Raw genomic sequence first — 21,951 nt, forward strand, 5'->3', positions numbered from 1 at the left:
TCCTAACGTGTAAAAGAATCGCTCAAACATTCGTTTAAGCGATTCTTTTTTTCGTTTTCTTTTCGATGCCACCTAAGCAAAGATCTGCGATTATCGCTAGTATCGTTGCTGGAATAGCACCTGCATAAATTTTCACTTCAGATTGTAAGCTAATACCAGAAATTATTTCTTTTCCTAGCCCCTCAGCACCGATATAAGGACCAATACAAGCAACTGCAATCGCAATAACAGAAGCAACTCGTAAACCAGCCATTAAAAATGGAATCGATAATGGGAGTTGTACTTTTCGTAACAATTGAAATGTTGTCATACCCGACCCCTTACCTGCTTCCATAATACTTGGATCAACTTCTTTAATGCCGACATACGTATTTCGGACAATAGGTAACAAGGAATATAAGAATAGTCCCACTACCATTGTTTCAAATCCTAGTCCGAGATATAGCATTAAAATCGCCAGCATCGCTAAACTTGGTATCAATTGCAGAATATTGGTTATGGAAATAATAAATGGTGCTAATTTCTCAAATCGGGCGGCAATAATTCCCATGGGTACCCCTACGAGAAGGGCAAGACCAATCCCGTAGGCTACCATTAGAATATGTTCGATGGTTAAAGCAAACAATTCACTACTATTTTCCATCATATATTGACTTAATTCAGTGAGAAAATTCATCGAAAATCTCCTTTTCTTACTCTAGCCATCCTTTTTCTTGAATAAACTCTTCTGCTACCGTAGCCATATCACGTTCGTTCATATCAACTTCGCGAATTAATTGTGTCATCTCATCTGTGCTTACAGAACCTACTAAGTCATTAAAAATAGCTTCCACTGCAGGATATTCATTAATGACTTCATTTCTAGCAACCAATGATGCATCATATGGCGGGAAGAAGTTTTGATCATCTTCTAAAATTTTTAAATTATATTCCAAAATTTGTGGGTCTACCGTATATGCGGTTACGACATCTAAATCACCATTTGCAATACCTTCATACATAAGCGCTACATCCATACCACGTGCTTCTTTAAATGAATAACCATATGTTTCTTGATAGCCTTCATAACCATCATTTTCTCGTTCAATCCAAGAGTTATCCGTACCTAATGCAAGCTCACTTGCATAATCACCAAGTTCAGTCATATTGGTAATGTTATTTTCATTTGCTAACTCTTCTTTAATCGCAATACTATATTGATTTCTGAACCCAACTGAGTCATACCATTTCATATCATATTTGTTGCCAAACAGTTCTTGAGCTTGCGTGAGGGTTTTCTCTGGATCTGTTGAATACTCAACTTGATCTTCATCAAAATGATTGTTATAAACTTCACCCGAATAAAGCAGGGCAAAATCAAATTCTTTATTACCAATCGCTGTCATTACTTGCGGACTTGCTGGAATATCTTCTGTAATATTTACCTCATGATCAGTCTTTGCCTCCACAAGTTGCTTTACAATGTGTCCCATAATTTTCGGATCGGTATTCTTTTGTGCACCAAATTCAAACACCTCTCCGCCATCGGCTGATGTTTCATCTCCACATGCGGCCAAAATCAATAATAAAAATGATAATACACTTGCCGTGATTAATTTTTTCATGATGTAAAAACTCCTTTTCCTTTAAATTTTATGAATATTTTTTCTCAAATCGATCAAATAGTAGATCGAGTAAAAGCGCGATAACGATTGCCAAAAATGTTCCAGTAAAAATCATTTGTTGGTCATTATAGCCGATGCCAGCTAATACGAGATCACCTAGACCACCGCCACCGATTAATGCAGCGAGCGTTGTCCAACTAATAATATACACAGTTGTCACCCGTATCCCTGACATTACATAAGGTAATGCTGCCGGTAACTCAATCTTAAACAGTCGTTGCATCGTGCTAAATCCCATACCTTTTGCAGCTTCAACAATACTCGAGTCAATCGACTGAATACCTGTGTACGTATTTCGTAATAACGGTAATAACGCATATAAAAATAAAGCCACAACTGATGGTGTAAAACCAATCCCAAATAACGGGATCATAATTGCCAGCAATGCTACGGTCGGTATCGTTTGGAACACATTAGCGATATTAAAAATAACGCTTTTGATCTTTTCTTGTTTCATTTTTGTCATATATACCGCTAATGGAACGGTGACCATAATCGAAATCAGCATGACTACAAATGAGATCAGTAAATGTTCCCCTGTGTACTCCAATATGGATACATAGTCTTCCTGCCAATATTCAAAATAATCTGTCAGGATGTCCATTATTGTCCACCACGCTTACTTCGGTAAAATTCTTGTAACGAATTAAACACCTGCTGTTGTTCAATCATGCCAATAAACTTACCGTCTTTCGCAACATATGGCAGATACTTTTCTTTTTTTTGAGTAAATATATCAACTAACTGATTGGTTTCAGTCTCTTCGGATATATGTTGATTGGTATTCATCATAACGGCCTCAATGAGCTGGTCTTGTTGACGAAATAGATCATATAACTGAACCATTCCTTGCAACCTGTTATCCCCATCTAAAACAGGTAATTGATCAATTTGTTCACTTGTCATTTGTTCGATAGCTTCATTAGTTGTTTGATCAGTGGTAATTGTAGGATAATTATAATTGACAAATGTACTAGTGGATGGAAGTGTACTACCCAGTCGATCTTCTCCTAAGAATTCTTTAACGAAATCATTGGCTGGATTTGCTAAGATGTCATGTGGGGTTCCTTTTTGTACAATGTGTCCATCCTTCATTAAAATTATTTGATCCGCAATCTTAATTGCCTCGTCCATGTCATGTGTAACAAACACAATGGTCTTATTAATTTCTTCTTGAAGACGGACTAATTCATCCTGCAGCTGTTCACGACTAATTGGATCTAATGCGCTGAAGGGTTCGTCCATAAGGATTGTGGAAGGCTCTGCTGCTAGGGCACGAATCACACCGATTCGCTGTTGTTGACCACCGCTTAATTCCGACGGATAGCGGCCTTTATATGTTTCCGGGTCCAAGTTCACCATGTGTAATAGATCGTGAACTTTTTGTTTAATCTTTCGTTTGTCCCATTTTAATAATTTAGGCACGGTTGCGACATTGTCATAAATCGACATGTGTGGGAATAAGCCAATATTTTGAATGACATACCCCATTTTTCGACGGATCTCAATTGGATTTAAGTCCTGAATACTTTCTCCATCAACGAGAATTTCTCCATCCGTATATTCAGTTAAACGATTCAGTAGTTTCATTGTTGTCGTTTTGCCACATCCACTTGGACCTATCAATACATTAATTTTACCTTCTTCTAATGTTAGATTGATATTTTCTAACGCTTGAAAGCCATCATCATAAATCTTGTTAATATCTTTTAATTGAATCAAAAGTTGCTCCCCCCTTGAAGCTGAAGCTACCAAAATCTTGAACAGATTCATATAATGAACACGTTCATTATTTTACACAAAAAATTTGCTATGAATCAGCATTCAATTTGCGATTCAGTAGGATACGTTAATCTCATGGCATTTGTCGGAATTAATCACATGCATGACACTACGATACACATAATGCATTGTCGTTTTCGTCGCCTCTTCTTTTGTATATTTTCGGCGATTGTTCATAAAAGTGTTCATCATGCCTTTCCAAATTAATAATGTCATATCCGAAATATGGTCGATATCTTCTTCTTTTATAAATCCTTCATCGACAGCAGACTGAATAAATAAAGCACTACGTTTGGCAAAGCTTTGTTCCATAATGATTTCTTTTACGCCATCTGGCAAGCCAATTAAATCATTTTCATAGATCTGATAGTAATGATCTAACAATTCTTCAGGAATCGAACCAAGATTGTCCATAAAAATGACTGAATAAATTTTCGGTTGTTCAAATGAATGCTTACAAAAACATTCCCAGCTATATAACCATTTTTCAACTGTATTTGAGCCTTTCTCTAAATATGTAGGCAGCTCTTCTAAATAATCACTCATGAACCGCATTGCTGCAAAAAATTTCAAATGTGATAAATCTTTAAAATAGTTATATGCAGTAGAACTAGTAAAGCCAGCCTTATCTGCTATTTTCCGAATCGTGAAATGATCAATTCCTTCTTCTTGAATCACATCTGTTGCTGCATCCAAGAAATAACGCCACATCCTCGCACGCTGAATTTCTTTTCTACTAGTAGCCATTTGAGCTCACTTCCTTCACTATCTCAATACACAAATCTATTCACAATTTGAACGCGTTCGTTTGATGAACATGTTCATATTATCATAGCAATTTTACATTGTAAAATTCCTTTCGACAATAAATGTACTCATTAAGGTTATATTGACAATAAAATTTTTACTCTCTTGCCTGTAATATCAAACTTCCCCTGTGATTCCATTATTTTCTGAAAAAATTTTCTCTCGTTCTACTTTTCCTATTTACTGAATAAAATGTACAAGCTATCGTAATTTGGATGAGGAGTGAAGGCATTGGCTGTATTGTTCAGTTATTTTTTTCTCGGTATTTCTCTTGCAGCGCCCATCGGTCCCATTAATGCTGCACAAATTAATCATGGAATTAAGAACGGATTTTTCCACTCGTGGCTCATTGGACTAGGGTCACTCATAGCAGAATTATTTTTTATTCTTGCCGTTTTTTTCGGTGTCGTGCACTTTTTGGAAACACCGTTTATGAAAACGTTCCTCTGGTCTTTCGGCGCCTTTGTTTTACTATATACGGGGGTTGAAAGCATCATTAGTTCACAAAAAGTGAAGCTCAGTCACAAACGAGAAAAAGATTCGTTAAAGAAAACATTTTTCTCAGGCTTCATCATTTCAATTAGCAATCCGCTATCGATTTTATTTTGGCTCGGTATCTACGGTTCTGTCTTAGCAAATACCATCGATAAATATGATACTACACACTTATTTCTCTATGGCGGCGCGATTTTAGTTGGTTTAATGGTTTGGGATATTACGATGGCAAGCTTGTCCAGTGGTTTCCGACATTTCCTTACAGTTAAAACGTTAAAAAGAATATCCATCTTTACTGGTTTTACCTTGATTGGCTTTGCTATTTACTTCGCCTATCAAGCGATTCAATTGTTATTTCAGTTCTAAGAAAAGTTGAGAATAAAACTGCTGAAGTTGAGAATAAAGTTGTGGAAGTTGAGAATAAATCCCCCAATGTTGAGAATAAAATCGATAAAGTTGAGAATAAACAGAACATTTATCAATTCGTAATTTTACCAGAAATTTATTCATTGAAGGCGTGTTAAAAAAGCTCCTTTTTCAAATACTATCGTGTAGATGATTGAAGAAGGAGTATTTCCAATGGGGAACGATAGAAGCAACAAACTCAAATGGTGGCAGCTCTCGCTAATCGGTGTCGGTTGTACAATCGGAACCGGCTATTTTCTCGGTTCAAGCATTGGCATTGGATTAACTGGTCCATCCATTGTTTTTTCATTTCTTCTGGCTGCCATTGGCACTTATATTGTCTTTCATTTACTAGCAAGAATGACAGCGGAAGATCCGCAAGAAGGTTCTTTCTGTGATTATGCAGAAAAAGCATATGGTAGATGGGCTGGATTTAGTTCGGGATGGAATTATTGGTGTTCGAGTATTTTCATTATGGGGAGTCAGTTGATTGCATTAGCCATTTTGACACAGCTATGGTTTCCTAACATACCATTGTGGGTGTTCACAGCGATCTATGCCCTATTATCACTCAGTGTCATGCTATTAGGAACAGATGGTTTCGACAAAGCTGAAAATATTTTCGCTGTAATAAAAACCGCTGCTATTTTCATTTTTATTATCATTGCTTTTGTCGCTTTATGTGGTTGGCTTCCAGAATCAAAGGACGTCCCCAAATTATCTTGGAATATCATGACGCTGTTCCCTGAAGGATTTTCTGGCTTTTGGGCATCACTCATTTATGCGTTTTACGCGTTTGGTGGCATTGAAGTAATTGGCTTAATGGCTGTTCGATTGAAAAATAAAGAAGAAGCAACAAAAGCAGGACGAGTCATGCTTACGTTATTAGCAGTGATTTACGTTGTTTCCATTGGGCTTTCGGTGACGCTCGTCTCTTATGATACGTTTCATCCTGATGAGAGTCCATTTGTCACTTCACTTGCTGATTATCATTTAGGCTTTTTCTCACATGCTTTTAACGCAGCAATCATCATCGCAGGTTTTTCTACTATGACTGCTGCATTGTTTGGCGTAACTACCTTATTGGTCACATTAGCAAAAGATGGGGATGCGCCACAACTTTTCTCAAAAAAGATCCGACGCTTTAAGAAGCTTCCACTGCCGTCACTAGCACTAGCAACTGTAGGCTTAATTGCTTCGATTGTTACGGCATTGCTATTACCAGAAAAAATATATGAGTATATGACAACAGCAGCTGGAATTCTTTTGTTATACAATTGGTCATTCATTGTATTATCAGCTTTAGTGGTTCTTGAAAAAATCACTTGGTTCCATAAATCGATAGCTGTTATCGGTATTTTCCTTCTATTCGCAGCCATTACTGGCACCCTTATGGAAGCTCCGTTCGGCCAGGATTTTACGTTAGTTTCCTATTTGTCGGTATCATTGGGCTCGTCACGCTTTTCATGCAGAAACGATGGAACAATCATTAGTTATAACTACTACAATCAACCACTAGCTAGAAAAACGAAAAACCAACCTTGATCACGAATGGATCTCGGTTGGTTTTTCTCTTTGTTTTGTCATTAATGGATTTGATCTTGTGATGAGGCTGGTTCCATTTTGCCCAAACCTTGTTGTTTGCGCATGGCTTCTGGTGCCGTACCATGAATGTAATTTGGTGCTGGTGGTAAATCAGGTTTTTGTCCCATGGGTTGTGGGTTCTGCACATATTCAAATGACGCTTGCCCGTCATAAGTTGCTCCATTGGCCCATCGTCCCGTACGGCTGTCCTCTCCTTCAGAAAAATTCATAAACGAGTAAGAGACTTCTTGTTTTTCATATTCTTGATTAAACGTACTTGGAACGATGGCACCTTGTGTTTCTTCTAATTCCTCAATTGCTGCCATCCATTGATTTTGGTGCATCGTGTCTCGCGCAATTAAAAATGAAAGCATATCACGAACCCCAGGGTCTGTCGTCATCTCATATAGACGACAAACTTGAAGGCGACCTTGTGATTCTGCATTTAAGTTCGCTCGAAAATCAGCTAGTAAATTTCCACTTGAAATCGTATATCGCGCCGTCCAAGGGTAACCAGAGCTATCATTTGGCTGTGCTCCCAGACCATTTACAATCGCATGTTGTGGGTTCATCCCACCGAGCACCGCTTCAACCGCCGGATGTTGTGCCGCTTCCTCTTGATCGTGTGCCGGCGCTTTATCCACAAGTTGGGCAATCATTGTCGCAATCATTTCAACATGGGCAATTTCTTCTGTCCCAATATCCAAAATCATATCGCGGTATTTATTATCTGCACGACAATTCCAACCTTGAAATAGGTATTGCATCATCACCGATATTTCACCAAATTGGCCACCTAAAATCTCTTGCAACTTCTTTGCATATACCGGATCTGGTTCTGACGGTTTTGCGTTATATTGTAAATCCTTCACATGATAAAACATATGCTACCTCCTTGTTTATTCATCATCGATATCTTTATCATCAGGGTGAAGTTCTTCTGATGTTTCTGTTTGTAAATTTCCATCGGTATATACATCTGTCGTCTCTTCCTCATCGGTATTTGCGGCCAAATATTTATGAAAGAAATATTCAAATATCGCCACACCAATGGCAGCTATGAGCGCGGCTTGAAACACATCATCTCCAACGGTTAATGCATCTGTCATAAAGTAAATCACTAAAAAAGCTAGAGCAAAATCCGAAATGGTCGATACGGTATTATTGGATCGTCGCAGTAATAACTGATCACCTAATACGTATGCCAATACCCCTAGCACAAGTGTGATCCACAATACATTTCCGAATGAGACATCAAAACCAACACCTAAGATGGCATAAAGTAACACAAAAGAGGCGATAAACTTCACCAGCATATTTTTTAGATGTTCCATTTTTTTAAACACCTCCCTCATGACTTATTTTTCGTCAAAGAGGGATACCTATTCATACGTCTTGATGTTTCACTTCAAATGTAAATCTGATCACTATTGCTTCTTTCTTATTGATAAGAATAATAATGCAATAAACATACAAAATAACCCTATCCAAATTTGGACAGTCAATGTTTCCTTTACGATGATAATACTCAGCACAGAAGCTGTAAGTGGTTCTGCTAAGGAAAGCGTGACAGCTGTTGAAGCAGGCGCACCTACTAAGCCAAAAGAAAATAGTAAATAAGCAAGGGCTGTTGCGACAACTCCGAGATGTAAGGCAACCAGCCAACCATTTATTTGTAATAGCCAGGAAAAATCATAAACGAATAATAAAGGCGATAACATAAGGGCTGCGCAAGTAAATACAACCGCTACAACGATCTCTGAAGAAATACGCGTTAATACGTTTTTACTGGATATTGTATATAGTGAGAAGGAAAAGCCAGCCCCCAATGACATCGCAATTCCTAATGGTGAAATTGTTACGTCTTTATCAGTAGATACAAGCAATGTACAGCCCATAATGGCAAAAAGTGTTGCCAACCACCAACGCCGGTCAGGAATGGTTCGATACATGAACCATTCCAATAATCCTGTCAAAATTGGGGCACTTCCGATCGCTACCACCGTTCCCACTGCTACACCAGTTACCGCAACACCGGAGAAAAACAACGGCTGATAAGCAGCCATTGCCACTGTAGCAAAGAAAATCGCTAACTTCGGCCAATGATGTACATGATTCAGTTGCAATTTCCCTTTTATCCATACGAACAAAAATAACGTAACGCCCCCAACAGCTAACCGAACCGTTCCTACGGCAATGGGATGCGCTGAATGTGGTGCAAAACTTTGAGCTGTGCCAGTCGTTCCCCATAACATCGCTCCCAATAAAATAAACAGAAGTGCACTGCGCTGATTCATTCCGACTTCTCCTTCTCTTTTTCATGATCTCTCTCATTATATCGTAAAAAACGTAATATCTATTATCAAAGCAAATGATTAGCATGTTTATCTGTATATATATACCACGCCTTACATTTTTCTTTTTTTGACATTGATAATCATTTTCAATTATTCTACAATGTAACTATACTATTTATTCAATTACTAATTGAGATACATAAAAGGTGAGGTGAAGATCGTGAGAGACAATGATTGCTATGATGTAACAATTATTGGTGGTGGACCTGCTGGATTGTACGCTTCTTTCTATAGTGGCATGAGAGAATTGAAAACAAAAATCATTGAATATCAACCGCAATTAGGCGGAAAAATCCACGTGTATCCAGAAAAGATGATATGGGATGTTGGTGGCATTACACCAATTCCCGGTGAACAATTAATGAAACAGCTCACCGAACAAGCATTGACCTTCCATCCAACTGTCGTTTTAAACGAAAAAGTCCAATCCATTACCCAACATGATGACGGAACATTTACGCTATCAACGAATTCTGAACAGACACATCGTTCCAAAACAGTCATTGTTGCTGTCGGCAGCGGCATATTAAAGCCAAATAAATTAGAGATTGAAGGAGCAGAACGCTTTGAAATCACGAATTTACATTACACGGTCACATCACTCCAACGATTTAAAGATAAAACGGTCTTAATTTCAGGTGGTGGAAATTCTGCTATTGATTGGGCAATTGAGTTGGAACCGATCGCGAAACAAGTCTATTTAGTTTATCGAAACAAAGCCCTAAAAGGACACGAGGCACAAATATCACAAGTGATGAATCGTTCGACTATTTGCTACCTAGAGACATCCATTACCAGGCTACTTGCCAATCAGTATCATGATGCTATTGAACAGATCGAGTTGACGCACGTTGAATCAGGAGATGTTTCTTATGTAACGATTGATGAAGTGATTATTAGTCATGGATATGAACGAGATGCTACACTGCTGCACGATAGCACGTTAGATATTGCGTTAAAAGATCACTTTATTTCGGGTAATGCCCATAGCGAATCGTCTGTCGAAGGTCTGTACGCTGCAGGGGATGTGTTAACCTATGATGGAAAATTGCATTTAATCGCAGGTGCATTTCAAGATGCGGCGAATGCGGTCAATCAAGCGAAACAGTTCATTGACCCAGAGGCAAATAAAAGAGGAATGGTATCGTCGCATAACGCAATCTTCAAAGAACGCAATCAAGAATTAATCAAACAGATGGTGCGCTAAAAACTTAGCAATATTTATGACTGGGAAATCTCTTGTTACGCACCAAAAGATTTCCCAGTCCATCATTACCGCGAAAACTCGATTTCTTCAGTTGTGGCTATCCCGTCTTTTCGTTCATCTGTTTGTCGAACAAATCGTCCTGAACCGAGCCATGCTGCACATGCAAAGATAAGATAAATCGCCTGGGTTGCCTCGGCTCCTTGTAACGTTACTTGTAATGCCATTCCAAAGCCGAGCGATGGAATAACAATGAAAAACGTACGAAGAATTCGCTCAAACCCTTTCTCATGAGGAAGAGGCCATAAGCGGGAAAAACAGACACCGAGCATGACACCCAGCCCTGAAGTAACGAATAATTGTAAAAGAACAACTGGTGTAGGGAACGGCCATTCCATCAAATAATGACCGATCACATAGAAAATTTCCAAGAACAGCGTAATACCAACAATTTTTTGAAACGTTTTTAGATCAAACCATGGATGAATAATAAAAACGAGAACGACAAAACTACTGAATCCCGATAACCAGCTCATCCTTTACCTCCCTTCTTCATCAATTTCGGGAGCACGAACGCTTTCAATTAATTGCTGAATATCAGCAGGTGGTGCTGGTGTCACACGCGACACAATGAAACTGACAACGAAGTTTAACAGCATACCGATCACACCGACTCCTTGGGCATTCACACCGAAGAAACTTTCGATAATCGGTCCATCTGTTCCAAAAATAGTTTCAGAAAGAATCAACCCAATTGTAATTAATGTAAAACTTAAACCGGTTATGATCCCTGCTACTGCCCCTTCTTTATTCATTCGTTTATCAAAAATACCTAACAAAATCACAGGAAACAAACTAGCGGCACCTAAACCAAACGCAAGAGCCACGACTTCACCAGCAAAACCTGGTGGGTTAATACCGACATAAGCGGCAATCAATAATGCAACAAATAATGTTATTCGCCCCACGCGCAATCGTTGGGCTTCAGAGGCTTTCTTATTAAAGATCCGATAATAAATATCATGCGAAACCGCACTCGTCATGGTAATCAACAAACCCGAAGCTGTTGATAATGCAGCAGCCAAACCACCAGCAGCCACTAACGCAATAATAAACGGAGCTAAATTCGCCACTTCTGGTGTCGACAGTACAATAATATCACCGTCAATCATTACTTCATTTTGATCATCACCAGTAAAATTGACGATGCCGTCTCCATTCGCGTCATCGAGTTGTAACAAACCGGTTGTTTCCCATTTGTTTACCCAATCGATGTCTTGGACTTCTTCGATTGGTTTGTCAGCAATCGTATCAATTAAATTATATTTGGCAAATGCACCAACCGCTGGTGCCGTTACATAAAGTAAACCGATAAAAACAATCGCCCAAACAGCCGACCATCGTGCTGCCCGTACACTTTTTACTGTATAAAAACGAACAATAACATGCGGAAGTCCTGCCGTTCCCGCCATTAAAGCAAGGGTCATCATTAATACATTTAACATCGATAAATCAGTAAATGGCGCCATATATTCTGTCATACCTAGTTCAACTTGTATTTGTCCTAACCGATCAACGATATCACTTGTTGTTAATGCCAGTTGTGGGATTGGATTTCCAGTTAGTTGAAAAGATATCGCAAAAGCAGGAATTAAAAATGCAATTATAATGACAAAATACTGAATCGCCTGTGTCCAAGTCACACCTTTCATGCCACCGAGTAAAGCAAAAAATCCGACAATTGCCATACCAATTAATACACCGATGATAATATCTACTTGCAAATAACGACTGAAAACAATGCCGACACCTCGCATCTGACCAGATATATATGTTAGTGAAATGAAAATGGTAGCAATGGCAGCAACAGAACGAGCCGTGGAAGAATAAAATCGATCACCAATAAAATCGGGAACAGTAAATTTTCCGAACTTCCGTAAGTAAGGAGCTAATAATAGTGCTAGTAAAACATAACCACCTGTCCATCCCATTAAATAAATCGTGCCGTCATATCCTAAAAATGCAACCAGTCCTGCCATGGATATAAAGGATGCAGCAGACATCCAATCAGCTGCAATCGCAGCACCATTGGCCACTGTCGGTACACCTTGTCCTGCAACGTAAAAATTGGATGTATCACGAACTCTTGACCACCAGCCAATGCCAGTGTACACTGCAAATGTAATCAAAACGAGTATAATGGTAATTGCCTCAACACTCATGCACATCCCTCCTTATCTTCATTTAATCGGACGCTTCTTGTTCTTTCATCATCTTCTTGTATAACCGATCAAGCCGGTCCATTCGTAATGCATAAATCAAAATCAGCAAAATAAATACGATAATTGCCCCTTGATGAGCAACCCAAAACGAAAATGATACTTCAAAGAAACGGATGTTATACAATGGTTCCGCAAATATGACCGCGCCACCAAAGCCAACGATTGCCCAAACAATAAGCAAGCTAATAATCAATTGAATATTTTTCTTCCAGTACCACCTTTGCTTTTGATCCAGCGTTTTCTCCACTTATTCTCACCTCTTTTTCTTATCAATTTGTTAGCGCAATTGATAGTAAACGCTTACAAAAATGATGTTTGTCGTGTTTATACTTTGAAATACGCTAACATTTGTACCCAGTATATTAAAAAAGTTTAAAGCGTATGCATCAAAGGATGAAATTTCATTATGTTATAACATCAAAAATTGCTCATCTAACTTCTAACTTTTACTAATCGTTCTCGTCTTTATGACTTTTGTGAGTATCATATTCAACAATCCACCGATCAAAGCAACCATAAACAACCCTATACCTGCTGTAAATGAAAAGCCTTCGCCATCACTAATCTCTACAATTAATATGTCGATGCCGAATAGATCGACGTCAAACGAACGCCATTCCAGTTCATAACCTATCACCGCATATAATATAGACCCAAAAAAGAGTAAAAACAGAAGAATGAAAAATCCAGAAAGAAATGAAAAGAGTAAAGATGTTTTTTTCATTGTATTCACTTCCTTTCAATGATTCAATCGTATGACATGCTGCATGAACATACGGAAAATTCGTTTCCCATCATGACATGGTGGTATCAAAAACATAATATGAGAACAAAAAATACTACCGGCTAATATTATATGTTCAATATTCGTAGACGAAAACAACCCTATTAAGATGATAAAACTGCCAATAATCACTGGTATCAAAGGCCCCATTAATGTAACCATCAGGTCATTTCGAAACGGTAGAGGTGTTCGTACAATCTGCGCCTTGCCTAAAGCATATCCGAGATACGGGGTTCTGTTTTTCGTATCTAATAATTGATAAAAAAGATAATGACAATATTCATGAATTGTCATACTCATTACGACTGGCGCAACCGTAAGTAACAAAGAAACAGGTGTTAATCGGTCAAAAATAAATAAGATGGTGATGACAAAAAATATAATAAACATGAACGCAATCAAGTAAGATGTGCAAAAAAATATAAAAATCCTCCAAATGGTCAACAGTGGATGGCACTTCAATGAATACCTTTTTCTCATGAACCATTGATCACCTTGAATCGTTCCTAAGAAAAAGAATAACTTCATTATGATTTCCTTTATTTTGATGCGCCCTTTCATTGGATTTTTTATATTGATTAAATACCGGTAGTTTAATGTATGAATAAGTGATAAAAGATCGTTAAGCACCTGTTTTCGTGGCCAATCATAAAGACTTACGAGCTGATCGGCGATTATTTCAATTGAATCTTTACCATTAATTTGCTTTAACATCATCATCGTTATGTCATTTATTTGATGCACTTGATCAATGTCTGTATCCACTATTTCTTTCTCATCTAGATATATTCCACTTGGCCACTTCGGAATCGAATCTTTCGTAATAATGACTACCCTCTCCCTTTTTCGATAAGAATGCAAATCCAAAGAATTAAAACTAAGATGACCATAGCGCCAACTACCAGCCAAATCATTGAATATTGCATGACATGTATGATAATTAAATAAATGGGTATACTTACGATTAAAAAAATAATGACATTAACGAATACATTAATAAACTTGCGGTCATCACTCGGAAGAATGACTCCTAGGCTAAATGCAATGCTAAAGATGATCACACTAAATAAATACGCATACATGTATGTATCAAGACTAAGCGGATTGATATCATAGCCACCTACTGACATAATCAATACATACAAAGCACATGATACGAACGGAAACACGGTTACATAAATCAAGTACTTCCCAAGAATGTAACTGGTTACAGACAATGGAATGGTTCGATAAACCGCTATTTTGCCTACATCTCTTCCACGTGATAATAGTGGAAAAATCGATAAAAATTCTACAACTCCCCATAAAGCAAAATGTTCGTACAACATGACGAGATTTAATTCCGTTGCATACAATTTTATATAATACCCAACCAGAACCATTAGGACCAGAGCAATAAAGCAGTAAAGCAAGTTTTCTATATCTCTTAGTATTCGTTTTATTTCCAATATCAATATCGTCATCCAATTGATAAAGGAAAAAGGCAGGTTCTTAAGCGGTATGAACCTCTGATCAATTCCCCCTTTCCAATACCCTTCGATTTTAAATGAAAAATAAAGTAGCATGAGAAAGGTGAAAACATAAATGATCATGCCTACAAAGTGGAGTAGAAAATGTGTATCATGTTCTATACTTATTACAATGTCATAAAATAATCCTATCGGCGAGACGGTGATGAATGATTGAATGGTATCGATGCCTAATAATATGGTCATTAATGCTAACACCAATATTGAAATAATGGAGAGCAACGTATGGTATGCTTTTAATTGTGCATCTGAATGTGTGACAAGCCATTTTGATAGTAAATAAATGCCTTGTTGCCATAAAGAACCGCAAAGCATCGCACAATGAATTACCAAAAGGAATAACAAAATAAGAAAAACGATGTGCCAAAGTGACAATGGCAGACTTTCTAGTAAAACGAACATGATGGGTAAAAACACAGACACGACCAAAATATGGACAAGGACAATAATCGGAATTAATTGGCCCATTTTCCAATCTTTCAGTGAAACGGGGAGTGTTTCTAAATATTTATTTTGTATCGATGTTCGAATCATAAATTGCCATAAAACAAAGGTTATGCCAATCACGATAAAAAATGATAACGTCGAATAGTGGTAAATAAAAGCAAATATATTGTCCGTCGTTAGATTTTCGCCCACCGAAGAAATAATATCTTCCATAGAAATGTAAATATAACCTACACTAGCGAAAATCGCTACCAGTAGTACAATTGGAAGTAAACCAAAGATAGGTGAATCCTTTAGAACGGTGAACCATTTATTTTTCCACATTTTGAAAATGATTTTACCAATTCGTAAGGAGGTCATTGATTTTATCTCCTTCGCTGCTCGAATTCGATAGGTTGGCATACGCTGATTCCAAACTTGAGGTGTGTGTGTCTCGTAAAATGTCCGAAATAAAACCATCTTTACATACGGTGCCATCTTTAATCAAACAGACTTGATCACAAACATTTTCCGCAAAGCTTAAGTGATGCGTAGAAACTAAAACGGACACTCCTTTTGCCTTCAAATGTAGCAATAAATCTCTCAATAAAATCATCATATCCGGGTCTAATCCGTTTGTAGGTTCATCAATAATCAATAGTTTGGGTTGATGAAGCACTGAAGCAATGAATTGAACTTTTTTTCGCATGCCATGTGAATAAGATCCGAGTAGAAATTTTCGGTGTTCCCATAAATGAAAGATTGTTAACCATTCTTTGATTCGATCGTTAAGAGTGTTTTTAGGAATATTTCGAATGGACCCGATAAACTGCAAAAACTCAAGACACGTCAAATCATCCAATAGTTCATCGGCATCAGGTACAATCCCCATGTGACTTCGAATGCGTAGCGAATGATGAATGACGTCGCTACCATTCACATAAATAGCTCCTCGATCCGGTTTCATTAACCCTGTTAGCATCTGAATCGTCGTTGTTTTGCCGGCGCCATTAGGTCCTAAAAGCCCATAAATTTGACCATAGCTGATTTGAAAGCTTACGTCCTTTATGACTGTTTTTTTATGAAATTGTTTATGTACATGTGATAATTCAACAATTGCAGGTCGCTCATTCATGATCATCACCTAACCTACTGATAAGATAGCGTGAAACTTAATAAAAAAACTCTCTGCCCGATTTGATTAATGATTGTGAAGATTATTTAATTTACTTGTTTAGTTTGTACAACCAATTTTCCAAGTGAGTGGATTTAACTTAAATGCAGCTTCTAAATTCATTCCTTTATTAATACAATACGCCGAAAGTCCGATGACACCGATAAGGGCGACAGCAACAATAAACCAAACAACCCCATTGTCTTCAACCGTATCTTCTGTAAAATTCACTTCAGGTGTAGCATAGGGAATACTAGACATTGTTCTTTCCATTATGATTCAACTCCTTTTAAAAAAATGGGCAGAGAGTTTTACACACAAAAAAACTTGCATTAACAAAAAATAGGAAGTCATTATAGATTGGGTAATAATTCATGGTGAAGTTGATGAGGATAGATGTAGATGAATATCTATGAAGATAACTCTTACTATAGAAGAGAGTAACAACTTTCTCCAATACTAGCAATAGCCTTTTCTTAAATTTAACAATGATTTAATAGAATTAAACTATTATAAAAAAAGTAATGAATGGAAGAATTTCTGTTAGTTTCTCCCTAGTGGATGCAGTTATTTTTACCTTTCATTTTGCATTATATATTATATTTAATGACAGATATATATTGCATTTATCTGTAAATTCGTTTATTATAAGTAAGAACACAAAAGTTGGAGGGAAAACAACATGTTATTTCGCAAATACAACATAAAAGACGAGCACATCATCCATAGCGAAAATAAAATTTACCGAGAAATGTATTATCTTGTGCTACTCATTTGTTACGTATCCATTATCATGAAAGCTTATTTACATGGATTTCAGATTGAACAAGTATATACCGAATTAACAATATTATTTTCCTTGGGAATTTACTTTGCATATCGATCAGCGAGACTTGGGATTTTTTCAGGCAAGGTAGAATTGCATAATCAAAAGAGCAAATTCACAATGGAAAGAAAACAGATACTAATTGGCTTAATTATTGGTCTACTACTTGCAGCATCTATCGCGATAAGAAGTGCTATTTTATATAGTGATGGGGGTGGAAATACAATATATGTTTTTATCATTGTCTTTATCGGTTCCATCATGATCTATGTACCTTTTTTCCTAATGTTCATCTTGATTAGTTACAACATTATGAAAAGAAAAAGTGACAAGGTAATAGCTAAACAACTTCAAGAATCCGATGAAGATGGTGATACACATGAAAAATATTAAACTGAAAATGGCCAGAGCAGAACATGATCTTTCTCAACAGGAATTAGCTGAACGTGTCGGTGTTTCCCGACAGACAATTGGATTGATTGAATTAGGAAAATACAATCCAACATTAAATTTGTGTAAAGCCATTTGTAAAGCTTTATCCAAAACGTTAGATGACTTGTTTTGGGATGAAGATGAATAGAAAGGAGAGTGCTATACCATGGGAGCAGTGTTATCCCTCAAGAACGTCGATAAAAAAATCGGCAAAGCACAGATTATTCAAGACGTATCATTTGATGTTTATCCAGGTGAGATTTTCGGGTTTCTCGGTCCAAATGGTGCTGGTAAAACAACTACAATTCGTATGATTGTCGGTTTAACAAAAATGACAGCCGGAGATATCACCGTTAATGGGCATAGTATTGCCACTGACTACAAACGAGCTATCGAACAAATCGGAACAATCGTAGAAAACCCTGAATTGTATCCATATTTAACAGCTGAAAAAAACCTTATTCATTTCGGCCGTATGAGCAAAAACGTCACGAAGAAAGATATTAATGATCGCCTAAAACTAGTCAACCTCGATTACGCCAAAGATCAAAAAGTAAAAACATTTTCCTTGGGAATGAAACAGCGACTTGGCATTGCTCAAGCGATGCTTCATCGTCCGAAACTGTTAATTTTAGATGAACCTACAAATGGTTTGGATCCCGCTGGCATCAGAGAAATACGGACATTTCTCAGAAAAGTTGCTAAAGAAGAAAATGTTGCGATCTTGATTTCGAGTCATCTGCTATCAGAAATCGAGCATATCTGTGACCGATTTGCGATTATTCAAGAAGGGAATATCACCCAAATCGAGAGTGTTTCAAACGAATCCGATTTAAAGCAGGGCGTCCACTCCTATTATATCGAAACAGACAATCCAACTAGAGCCCAAAAATTGATTGAAACCACATTTCCTAATCTAACGATTACACAGCAGGAACAGTTCATCCAACTGATGTTGACAAAAGAAGAAGCGGGTAATATCGTCACACTTTTAACAAGCAATGACGTTGTAGTATATCAAGTTGTTTTGGAAAAACAATCACTGGAAGAACGATTTTTTGAAGCGACAAGCGGGGGGTTAGTGTAATGTTTTGGTCATTGATTCGAAATGAGTGGATGAAGGTATTCAACCGAACAAGTACTTATGTGATGATCGGCTTATTGATTGTCGGCGTACTCATTACTGCTATCTACACATTTTATCAACAGAAAGATCAACAGTTGCCTAGTGAAGAAGAATGGCGAAGTGAGTTAATGCAACAAAATGAAGAATATCTTGAACAGGAAAAAACAACAATAAATCGATATATAAAAAGTCATGCAATCAATCAACAGGCCATTAACGAGTACAGACTTGAACACAACATTTCCCCCTATGACAAAGAAAATGTATGGAGTTATATGGAATCGAATACAAGTTTAACCCAAATGATCGGTGTATTCGTAATATTGATTGGTGCATCCATCGTCTCACTCGAATTCAAGCAAGGGACAGCCAAGTTATTACTCGTACGATCTGCTTCCAGACTTCAAATTCTGTTTGCAAAATTCGCTACGGTCATTCTATTCGGCCTCTTTCTGCTGGTCATATTATTTATGAGTTCGATCATCATTGGTGGGAGTTTATTTGGTTTTGACGCATCTTCTACCCATATATCTGCCAGTAATGGTGAGGTTTTCGAATGGTCACGCACACTATATGTCGGAGTGGATTATCTTTCCAACAGTATAACTGTATTCATGCTATCCGCGTTTGCTTTTATGATCTCAACCATGTTTCGAAGTGACTCCATCGCCATCGCTATTTCCATCATGCTTTTATTTATCGGTACGATGGCAACGAATATACTAGGCCTTATAACCGATTGGGCAAGGTTTTCTCTTTTTGCAAACACAGATTTAACTGTATATTTTTCTGGTGGGCCTATGGTTGAAGATATGACATTCTCATTTTCAATTGTGATGCTGATTCTCTATTTATCCTTGTTTTTGACTTTGGCAGGTGTCTTCTTTAAAAAAAGAGATGTAAGTATTTGAGTTTTTCTGGTAATCTTTCGTATTAGCTAAAAAGGCGCTTTCGCATATATACGAAAACGCCCTTTCTAATCCAATTTAAGAAATTACGTGATATAATCGTGACATATAACGTATGGTTCTAAAAGTGCGTTAAATCAAGGGCTTCATAATCTATGGCTGTAACATCTTTAATAATAAATCAATCAATTATTAAAACCCCAAAATTCTAAAAAAGGTTCTTTTACAAAAATATTCTATGATATGATTAAATTACCATTTTTCATTATCTGTCAATAATAAAAATATAGGGGATGGTTTTTATAAAAAAAATAAATGCTACTGCTAGTATACTATCTTTAATTTATTGTTTAGTTGCATATGTAATTGTGCATTCTTATATGTCTTCCGCAGACAGTCCAATAGTGTGGATAGCTAGTATAATTCCTGGTGGAGTAGTGGTTATTCAAATTATATTTGTTTATGTAATTAAGAAAGACTATTTGCGAAGTATTATTAACAGGGGTAGTAGAAAAGAATGAAATTTGGTAACTATACTTTAAAAGGAGCATACCTTCGTAATAATTATATTGAATCTTCTCTGTAAATGTCACGGAATAACCCTCAACATTCTGTTTACCGTAATACGTTTCTTTCCACCACGCTTTATCAGCTGTAACACTCACATAAAAAGTCGCAGCAGCAATAATTACACCTCCTGCTATACCTGTAAATGAAGCTAATACACCAGCAACAAAACTAACAGTAGCTATTTGAAGATTTGTTGAATTCCTTACAGTCCTGTCATAGGTGAAGCCATTCACTACACCTGATGGAGGTCCGGATAAAATAGAAATATTTCCAGTTTTAGATTCATTAATTTCCTTATTTAATTGCTATCGCTACAAAATGCTAACATTTTGCTAACGCATTGGAGTAACTATATCTTTTTATATAGTTAAAGACGCTTTATTTATTACTTCGTGTGGTTACAAAAATAACTTACATATAATGTGTGACACCATACATATATAATAAGTCCAATATTAACAAGGCTCCTAGACCTAAAACTATATAGGATAATATTTTTGTTTTTTTTGAAATAATCCCATATAACCCTATTCCAACACTTGCTAAAGATACGCCATACCAAACTATATAAAATTGCAACTTCGTTAAATGGTCATGCATGAAATTAGTAGAATATAAAGAAATCAAGGCTATAATCATGCACATCGCAACAATATTAAGGCGTCTCATAAATTTGTTATACTCCTTTTTTTACAAATTATTACACTATAAGGTTAACATATTGATATCTGGATCTCGTTTACTTATAAAAGATAAGACCAATAATATCTTTGTTTGGATGAAATTTCTAGTAATTATCTTAGTTGGACATATTTTAATTGACTTTCTTGGAAATGGGGTCCGCTTGGTCCGCTTCTTTTATCCATTTATGAAAGAAGCGTTTCTGTTTCATATCATTAACAAATTCAACGTTCTTTTTATATTATTTTTGCTTGTATCTCTTTTTATTACTTTGTTCAACTCTAAAAAAAGACGATGGGGTAGTATATTCTTATTAATAATTTTTATATATTTCGGCGCTTTAACAGCATCGAAGTTACAACTAGAATATAGTTTGCAGGAAAAATACAATAACGAGATATTACTTTATTAATGACGTACCCAGCAAATATATTAGAATGGGAATATCAAGTTAGAACCGAACAGGTAATAGAAACTGGTGTTCCTCTATGTATAATGAAAATATTAATATAAAAACAGAAAAGTAGTTCGCATAGCAAAACGTAATGCCCGACCCATTTATTGTAATAAAGCTTTCATCAATACTCATGACTTCAATGGCTTCTAGAGGAAACAAGGTTGTCATTCTTTTTGTTATCTCTCCGCTGAAACATTTATATAGTATTGCATACGGGCTTTGGCGATCACGATATTAGGATCGTTTGGCAATTCAAAAAAGCGACTAACATTGCTAATCCCATATCTTATCTTCAATAAAAGTTTTTATCTTTTTTAAGGTAAGCAAATTCAGTCAAATCCGTTTTTATTTTTCCCAACTCAATGGTTAGAGAACATGGAGATACCTAGAAATTATTATGGACAGACTAGGTCATTCTGATGATCAAACAACCAAAAATATATATTTACATGTAACAA

Annotated in this window: 22 protein-coding genes and 1 pseudogene; 7 read left to right on the plus strand and 16 right to left on the minus strand. The window is 36.7% G+C overall.

Annotated features, from left to right (window positions below; all coding sequences use genetic code 11):
* Window positions 1–34: 34 nt before the first annotated feature.
* From J416_RS13290 to J416_RS13310, 5 genes are all read right to left on the minus strand, one after another.
* Window positions 35–676 (minus strand): ABC transporter permease, encoded by a 642-nt coding sequence (locus J416_RS13290; protein ID WP_003473535.1) that lies wholly within the window; start codon window positions 674–676, stop codon window positions 35–37.
* Between the two features lie 16 nt (window positions 677–692).
* Window positions 693–1,604, minus strand: a complete 912-nt coding sequence (locus J416_RS13295) for an ABC transporter substrate-binding protein (RefSeq protein ID WP_003473537.1) — start codon at window positions 1,602–1,604, stop codon at window positions 693–695.
* A gap of 28 nt (window positions 1,605–1,632) precedes the next feature.
* Complete coding sequence (locus J416_RS13300) at window positions 1,633–2,268, minus strand: ABC transporter permease (RefSeq protein ID WP_003473538.1); 636 nt, start codon at window positions 2,266–2,268, stop codon at window positions 1,633–1,635.
* The gene (locus J416_RS13305; RefSeq protein ID WP_003473540.1) at window positions 2,268–3,386 is read right to left on the minus strand and encodes a betaine/proline/choline family ABC transporter ATP-binding protein; all 1,119 of its coding nucleotides are present in this window, start codon (window positions 3,384–3,386) and stop codon (window positions 2,268–2,270) included. The genes J416_RS13300 and J416_RS13305 overlap by 1 nt, the downstream gene beginning before the upstream one ends.
* A 114-nt stretch (window positions 3,387–3,500) precedes the next feature.
* Window positions 3,501–4,193 carry a TetR/AcrR family transcriptional regulator gene (locus J416_RS13310; protein ID WP_003473541.1) on the minus strand — a complete coding sequence of 231 codons (693 nt, stop codon included), beginning with the start codon at window positions 4,191–4,193 and terminating at the stop codon, window positions 3,501–3,503.
* Between the two features lie 291 nt (window positions 4,194–4,484).
* Between J416_RS13310 and J416_RS13315 the strand changes: the two genes are divergently transcribed.
* Window positions 4,485–5,114 (plus strand): LysE family transporter, encoded by a 630-nt coding sequence (locus tag J416_RS13315; protein WP_003473543.1) that lies wholly within the window; start codon window positions 4,485–4,487, stop codon window positions 5,112–5,114.
* Between the two features lie 189 nt (window positions 5,115–5,303).
* A pseudogene (locus J416_RS13320) lies at window positions 5,304–6,646 on the plus strand (amino acid permease).
* Between the two features lie 93 nt (window positions 6,647–6,739).
* Here the strand turns inward: J416_RS13320 and J416_RS13325 are convergent.
* The 3 genes from J416_RS13325 to J416_RS13335 form a co-directional block, all read right to left on the minus strand.
* Window positions 6,740–7,621 carry a manganese catalase gene (locus J416_RS13325; RefSeq protein ID WP_003473546.1) on the minus strand — a complete coding sequence of 294 codons (882 nt, stop codon included), beginning with the start codon at window positions 7,619–7,621 and terminating at the stop codon, window positions 6,740–6,742.
* Window positions 7,622–7,636: 15 nt separating this feature from the next.
* A complete protein-coding gene (locus J416_RS13330) occupies window positions 7,637–8,071 on the minus strand; it encodes a YndM family protein (protein ID WP_003473547.1) in 435 nt (144 codons plus the stop codon).
* 93 nt (window positions 8,072–8,164) lie between these two features.
* Window positions 8,165–9,034, minus strand: a complete 870-nt coding sequence (locus J416_RS13335; protein WP_003473548.1) for a DMT family transporter — start codon at window positions 9,032–9,034, stop codon at window positions 8,165–8,167.
* Window positions 9,035–9,254: 220 nt separating this feature from the next.
* Between J416_RS13335 and J416_RS13340 the strand changes: the two genes are divergently transcribed.
* On the plus strand, window positions 9,255–10,301 hold the full coding sequence (locus tag J416_RS13340) for an NAD(P)/FAD-dependent oxidoreductase (RefSeq protein ID WP_003473549.1): 1,047 nt from the start codon (window positions 9,255–9,257) through the stop codon (window positions 10,299–10,301).
* 65 nt (window positions 10,302–10,366) lie between these two features.
* Here the strand turns inward: J416_RS13340 and J416_RS13345 are convergent, their stop codons facing one another.
* The 8 genes from J416_RS13345 to J416_RS13380 all read right to left on the minus strand — a co-directional run bounded on the left by J416_RS13345 (window position 10,367) and on the right by J416_RS13380 (window position 16,766).
* Window positions 10,367–10,834, minus strand: coding sequence for a hypothetical protein (locus J416_RS13345; protein WP_003473550.1), 468 nt, complete (start codon window positions 10,832–10,834; stop codon window positions 10,367–10,369).
* Between the two features lie 3 nt (window positions 10,835–10,837).
* Window positions 10,838–12,520 (minus strand): sodium:solute symporter family protein, encoded by a 1,683-nt coding sequence (locus J416_RS13350; RefSeq protein WP_003473551.1) that lies wholly within the window; start codon window positions 12,518–12,520, stop codon window positions 10,838–10,840.
* Between the two features lie 22 nt (window positions 12,521–12,542).
* On the minus strand, window positions 12,543–12,827 hold the full coding sequence (locus tag J416_RS13355; RefSeq protein WP_003473553.1) for a DUF4212 domain-containing protein: 285 nt from the start codon (window positions 12,825–12,827) through the stop codon (window positions 12,543–12,545).
* A gap of 192 nt (window positions 12,828–13,019) precedes the next feature.
* Entirely contained in the window at window positions 13,020–13,304 is a 285-nt protein-coding gene (locus J416_RS13360) for a hypothetical protein (protein WP_003473554.1), read from the minus strand.
* Window positions 13,305–13,319: 15 nt separating this feature from the next.
* Window positions 13,320–14,129: a PqqD family protein gene (locus J416_RS13365; RefSeq protein WP_003473555.1), complete on the minus strand. Its 810-nt coding sequence runs from the start codon at window positions 14,127–14,129 to the stop codon at window positions 13,320–13,322.
* Between the two features lie 65 nt (window positions 14,130–14,194).
* Window positions 14,195–15,700, minus strand: coding sequence for a hypothetical protein (locus J416_RS13370; RefSeq protein WP_003473556.1), 1,506 nt, complete (start codon window positions 15,698–15,700; stop codon window positions 14,195–14,197).
* Entirely contained in the window at window positions 15,678–16,454 is a 777-nt protein-coding gene (locus J416_RS13375; protein WP_052000985.1) for an ABC transporter ATP-binding protein, read from the minus strand. The genes J416_RS13370 and J416_RS13375 overlap by 23 nt, the downstream gene beginning before the upstream one ends.
* A 99-nt stretch (window positions 16,455–16,553) precedes the next feature.
* The gene (locus tag J416_RS13380; RefSeq protein ID WP_003473558.1) at window positions 16,554–16,766 is read right to left on the minus strand and encodes a hypothetical protein; all 213 of its coding nucleotides are present in this window, start codon (window positions 16,764–16,766) and stop codon (window positions 16,554–16,556) included.
* Window positions 16,767–17,175: 409 nt separating this feature from the next.
* On the opposite strand from J416_RS13380, the gene J416_RS13385 reads away from it, so the two are divergent.
* From J416_RS13385 to J416_RS13400, 4 genes are read left to right on the plus strand one after another with little or no spacing between them, the layout of a single operon-like run.
* Window positions 17,176–17,712, plus strand: coding sequence for a DUF6773 family protein (locus J416_RS13385; protein WP_003473559.1), 537 nt, complete (start codon window positions 17,176–17,178; stop codon window positions 17,710–17,712).
* Window positions 17,699–17,899, plus strand: coding sequence for a helix-turn-helix transcriptional regulator (locus J416_RS13390; RefSeq protein ID WP_003473560.1), 201 nt, complete (start codon window positions 17,699–17,701; stop codon window positions 17,897–17,899). The genes J416_RS13385 and J416_RS13390 overlap by 14 nt, the downstream gene beginning before the upstream one ends.
* A gap of 18 nt (window positions 17,900–17,917) precedes the next feature.
* Window positions 17,918–18,838 (plus strand): ABC transporter ATP-binding protein, encoded by a 921-nt coding sequence (locus J416_RS13395; RefSeq protein WP_003473561.1) that lies wholly within the window; start codon window positions 17,918–17,920, stop codon window positions 18,836–18,838.
* Entirely contained in the window at window positions 18,838–19,788 is a 951-nt protein-coding gene (locus J416_RS13400) for an ABC transporter permease subunit (protein ID WP_003473563.1), read from the plus strand. The genes J416_RS13395 and J416_RS13400 overlap by 1 nt, the downstream gene beginning before the upstream one ends.
* Window positions 19,789–21,951 lie beyond the last annotated feature (2,163 nt).

Source organism: Gracilibacillus halophilus YIM-C55.5, assembly GCF_000359605.1.
Lineage (GTDB): Bacteria > Bacillota > Bacilli > Bacillales > Amphibacillaceae > Gracilibacillus > Gracilibacillus halophilus.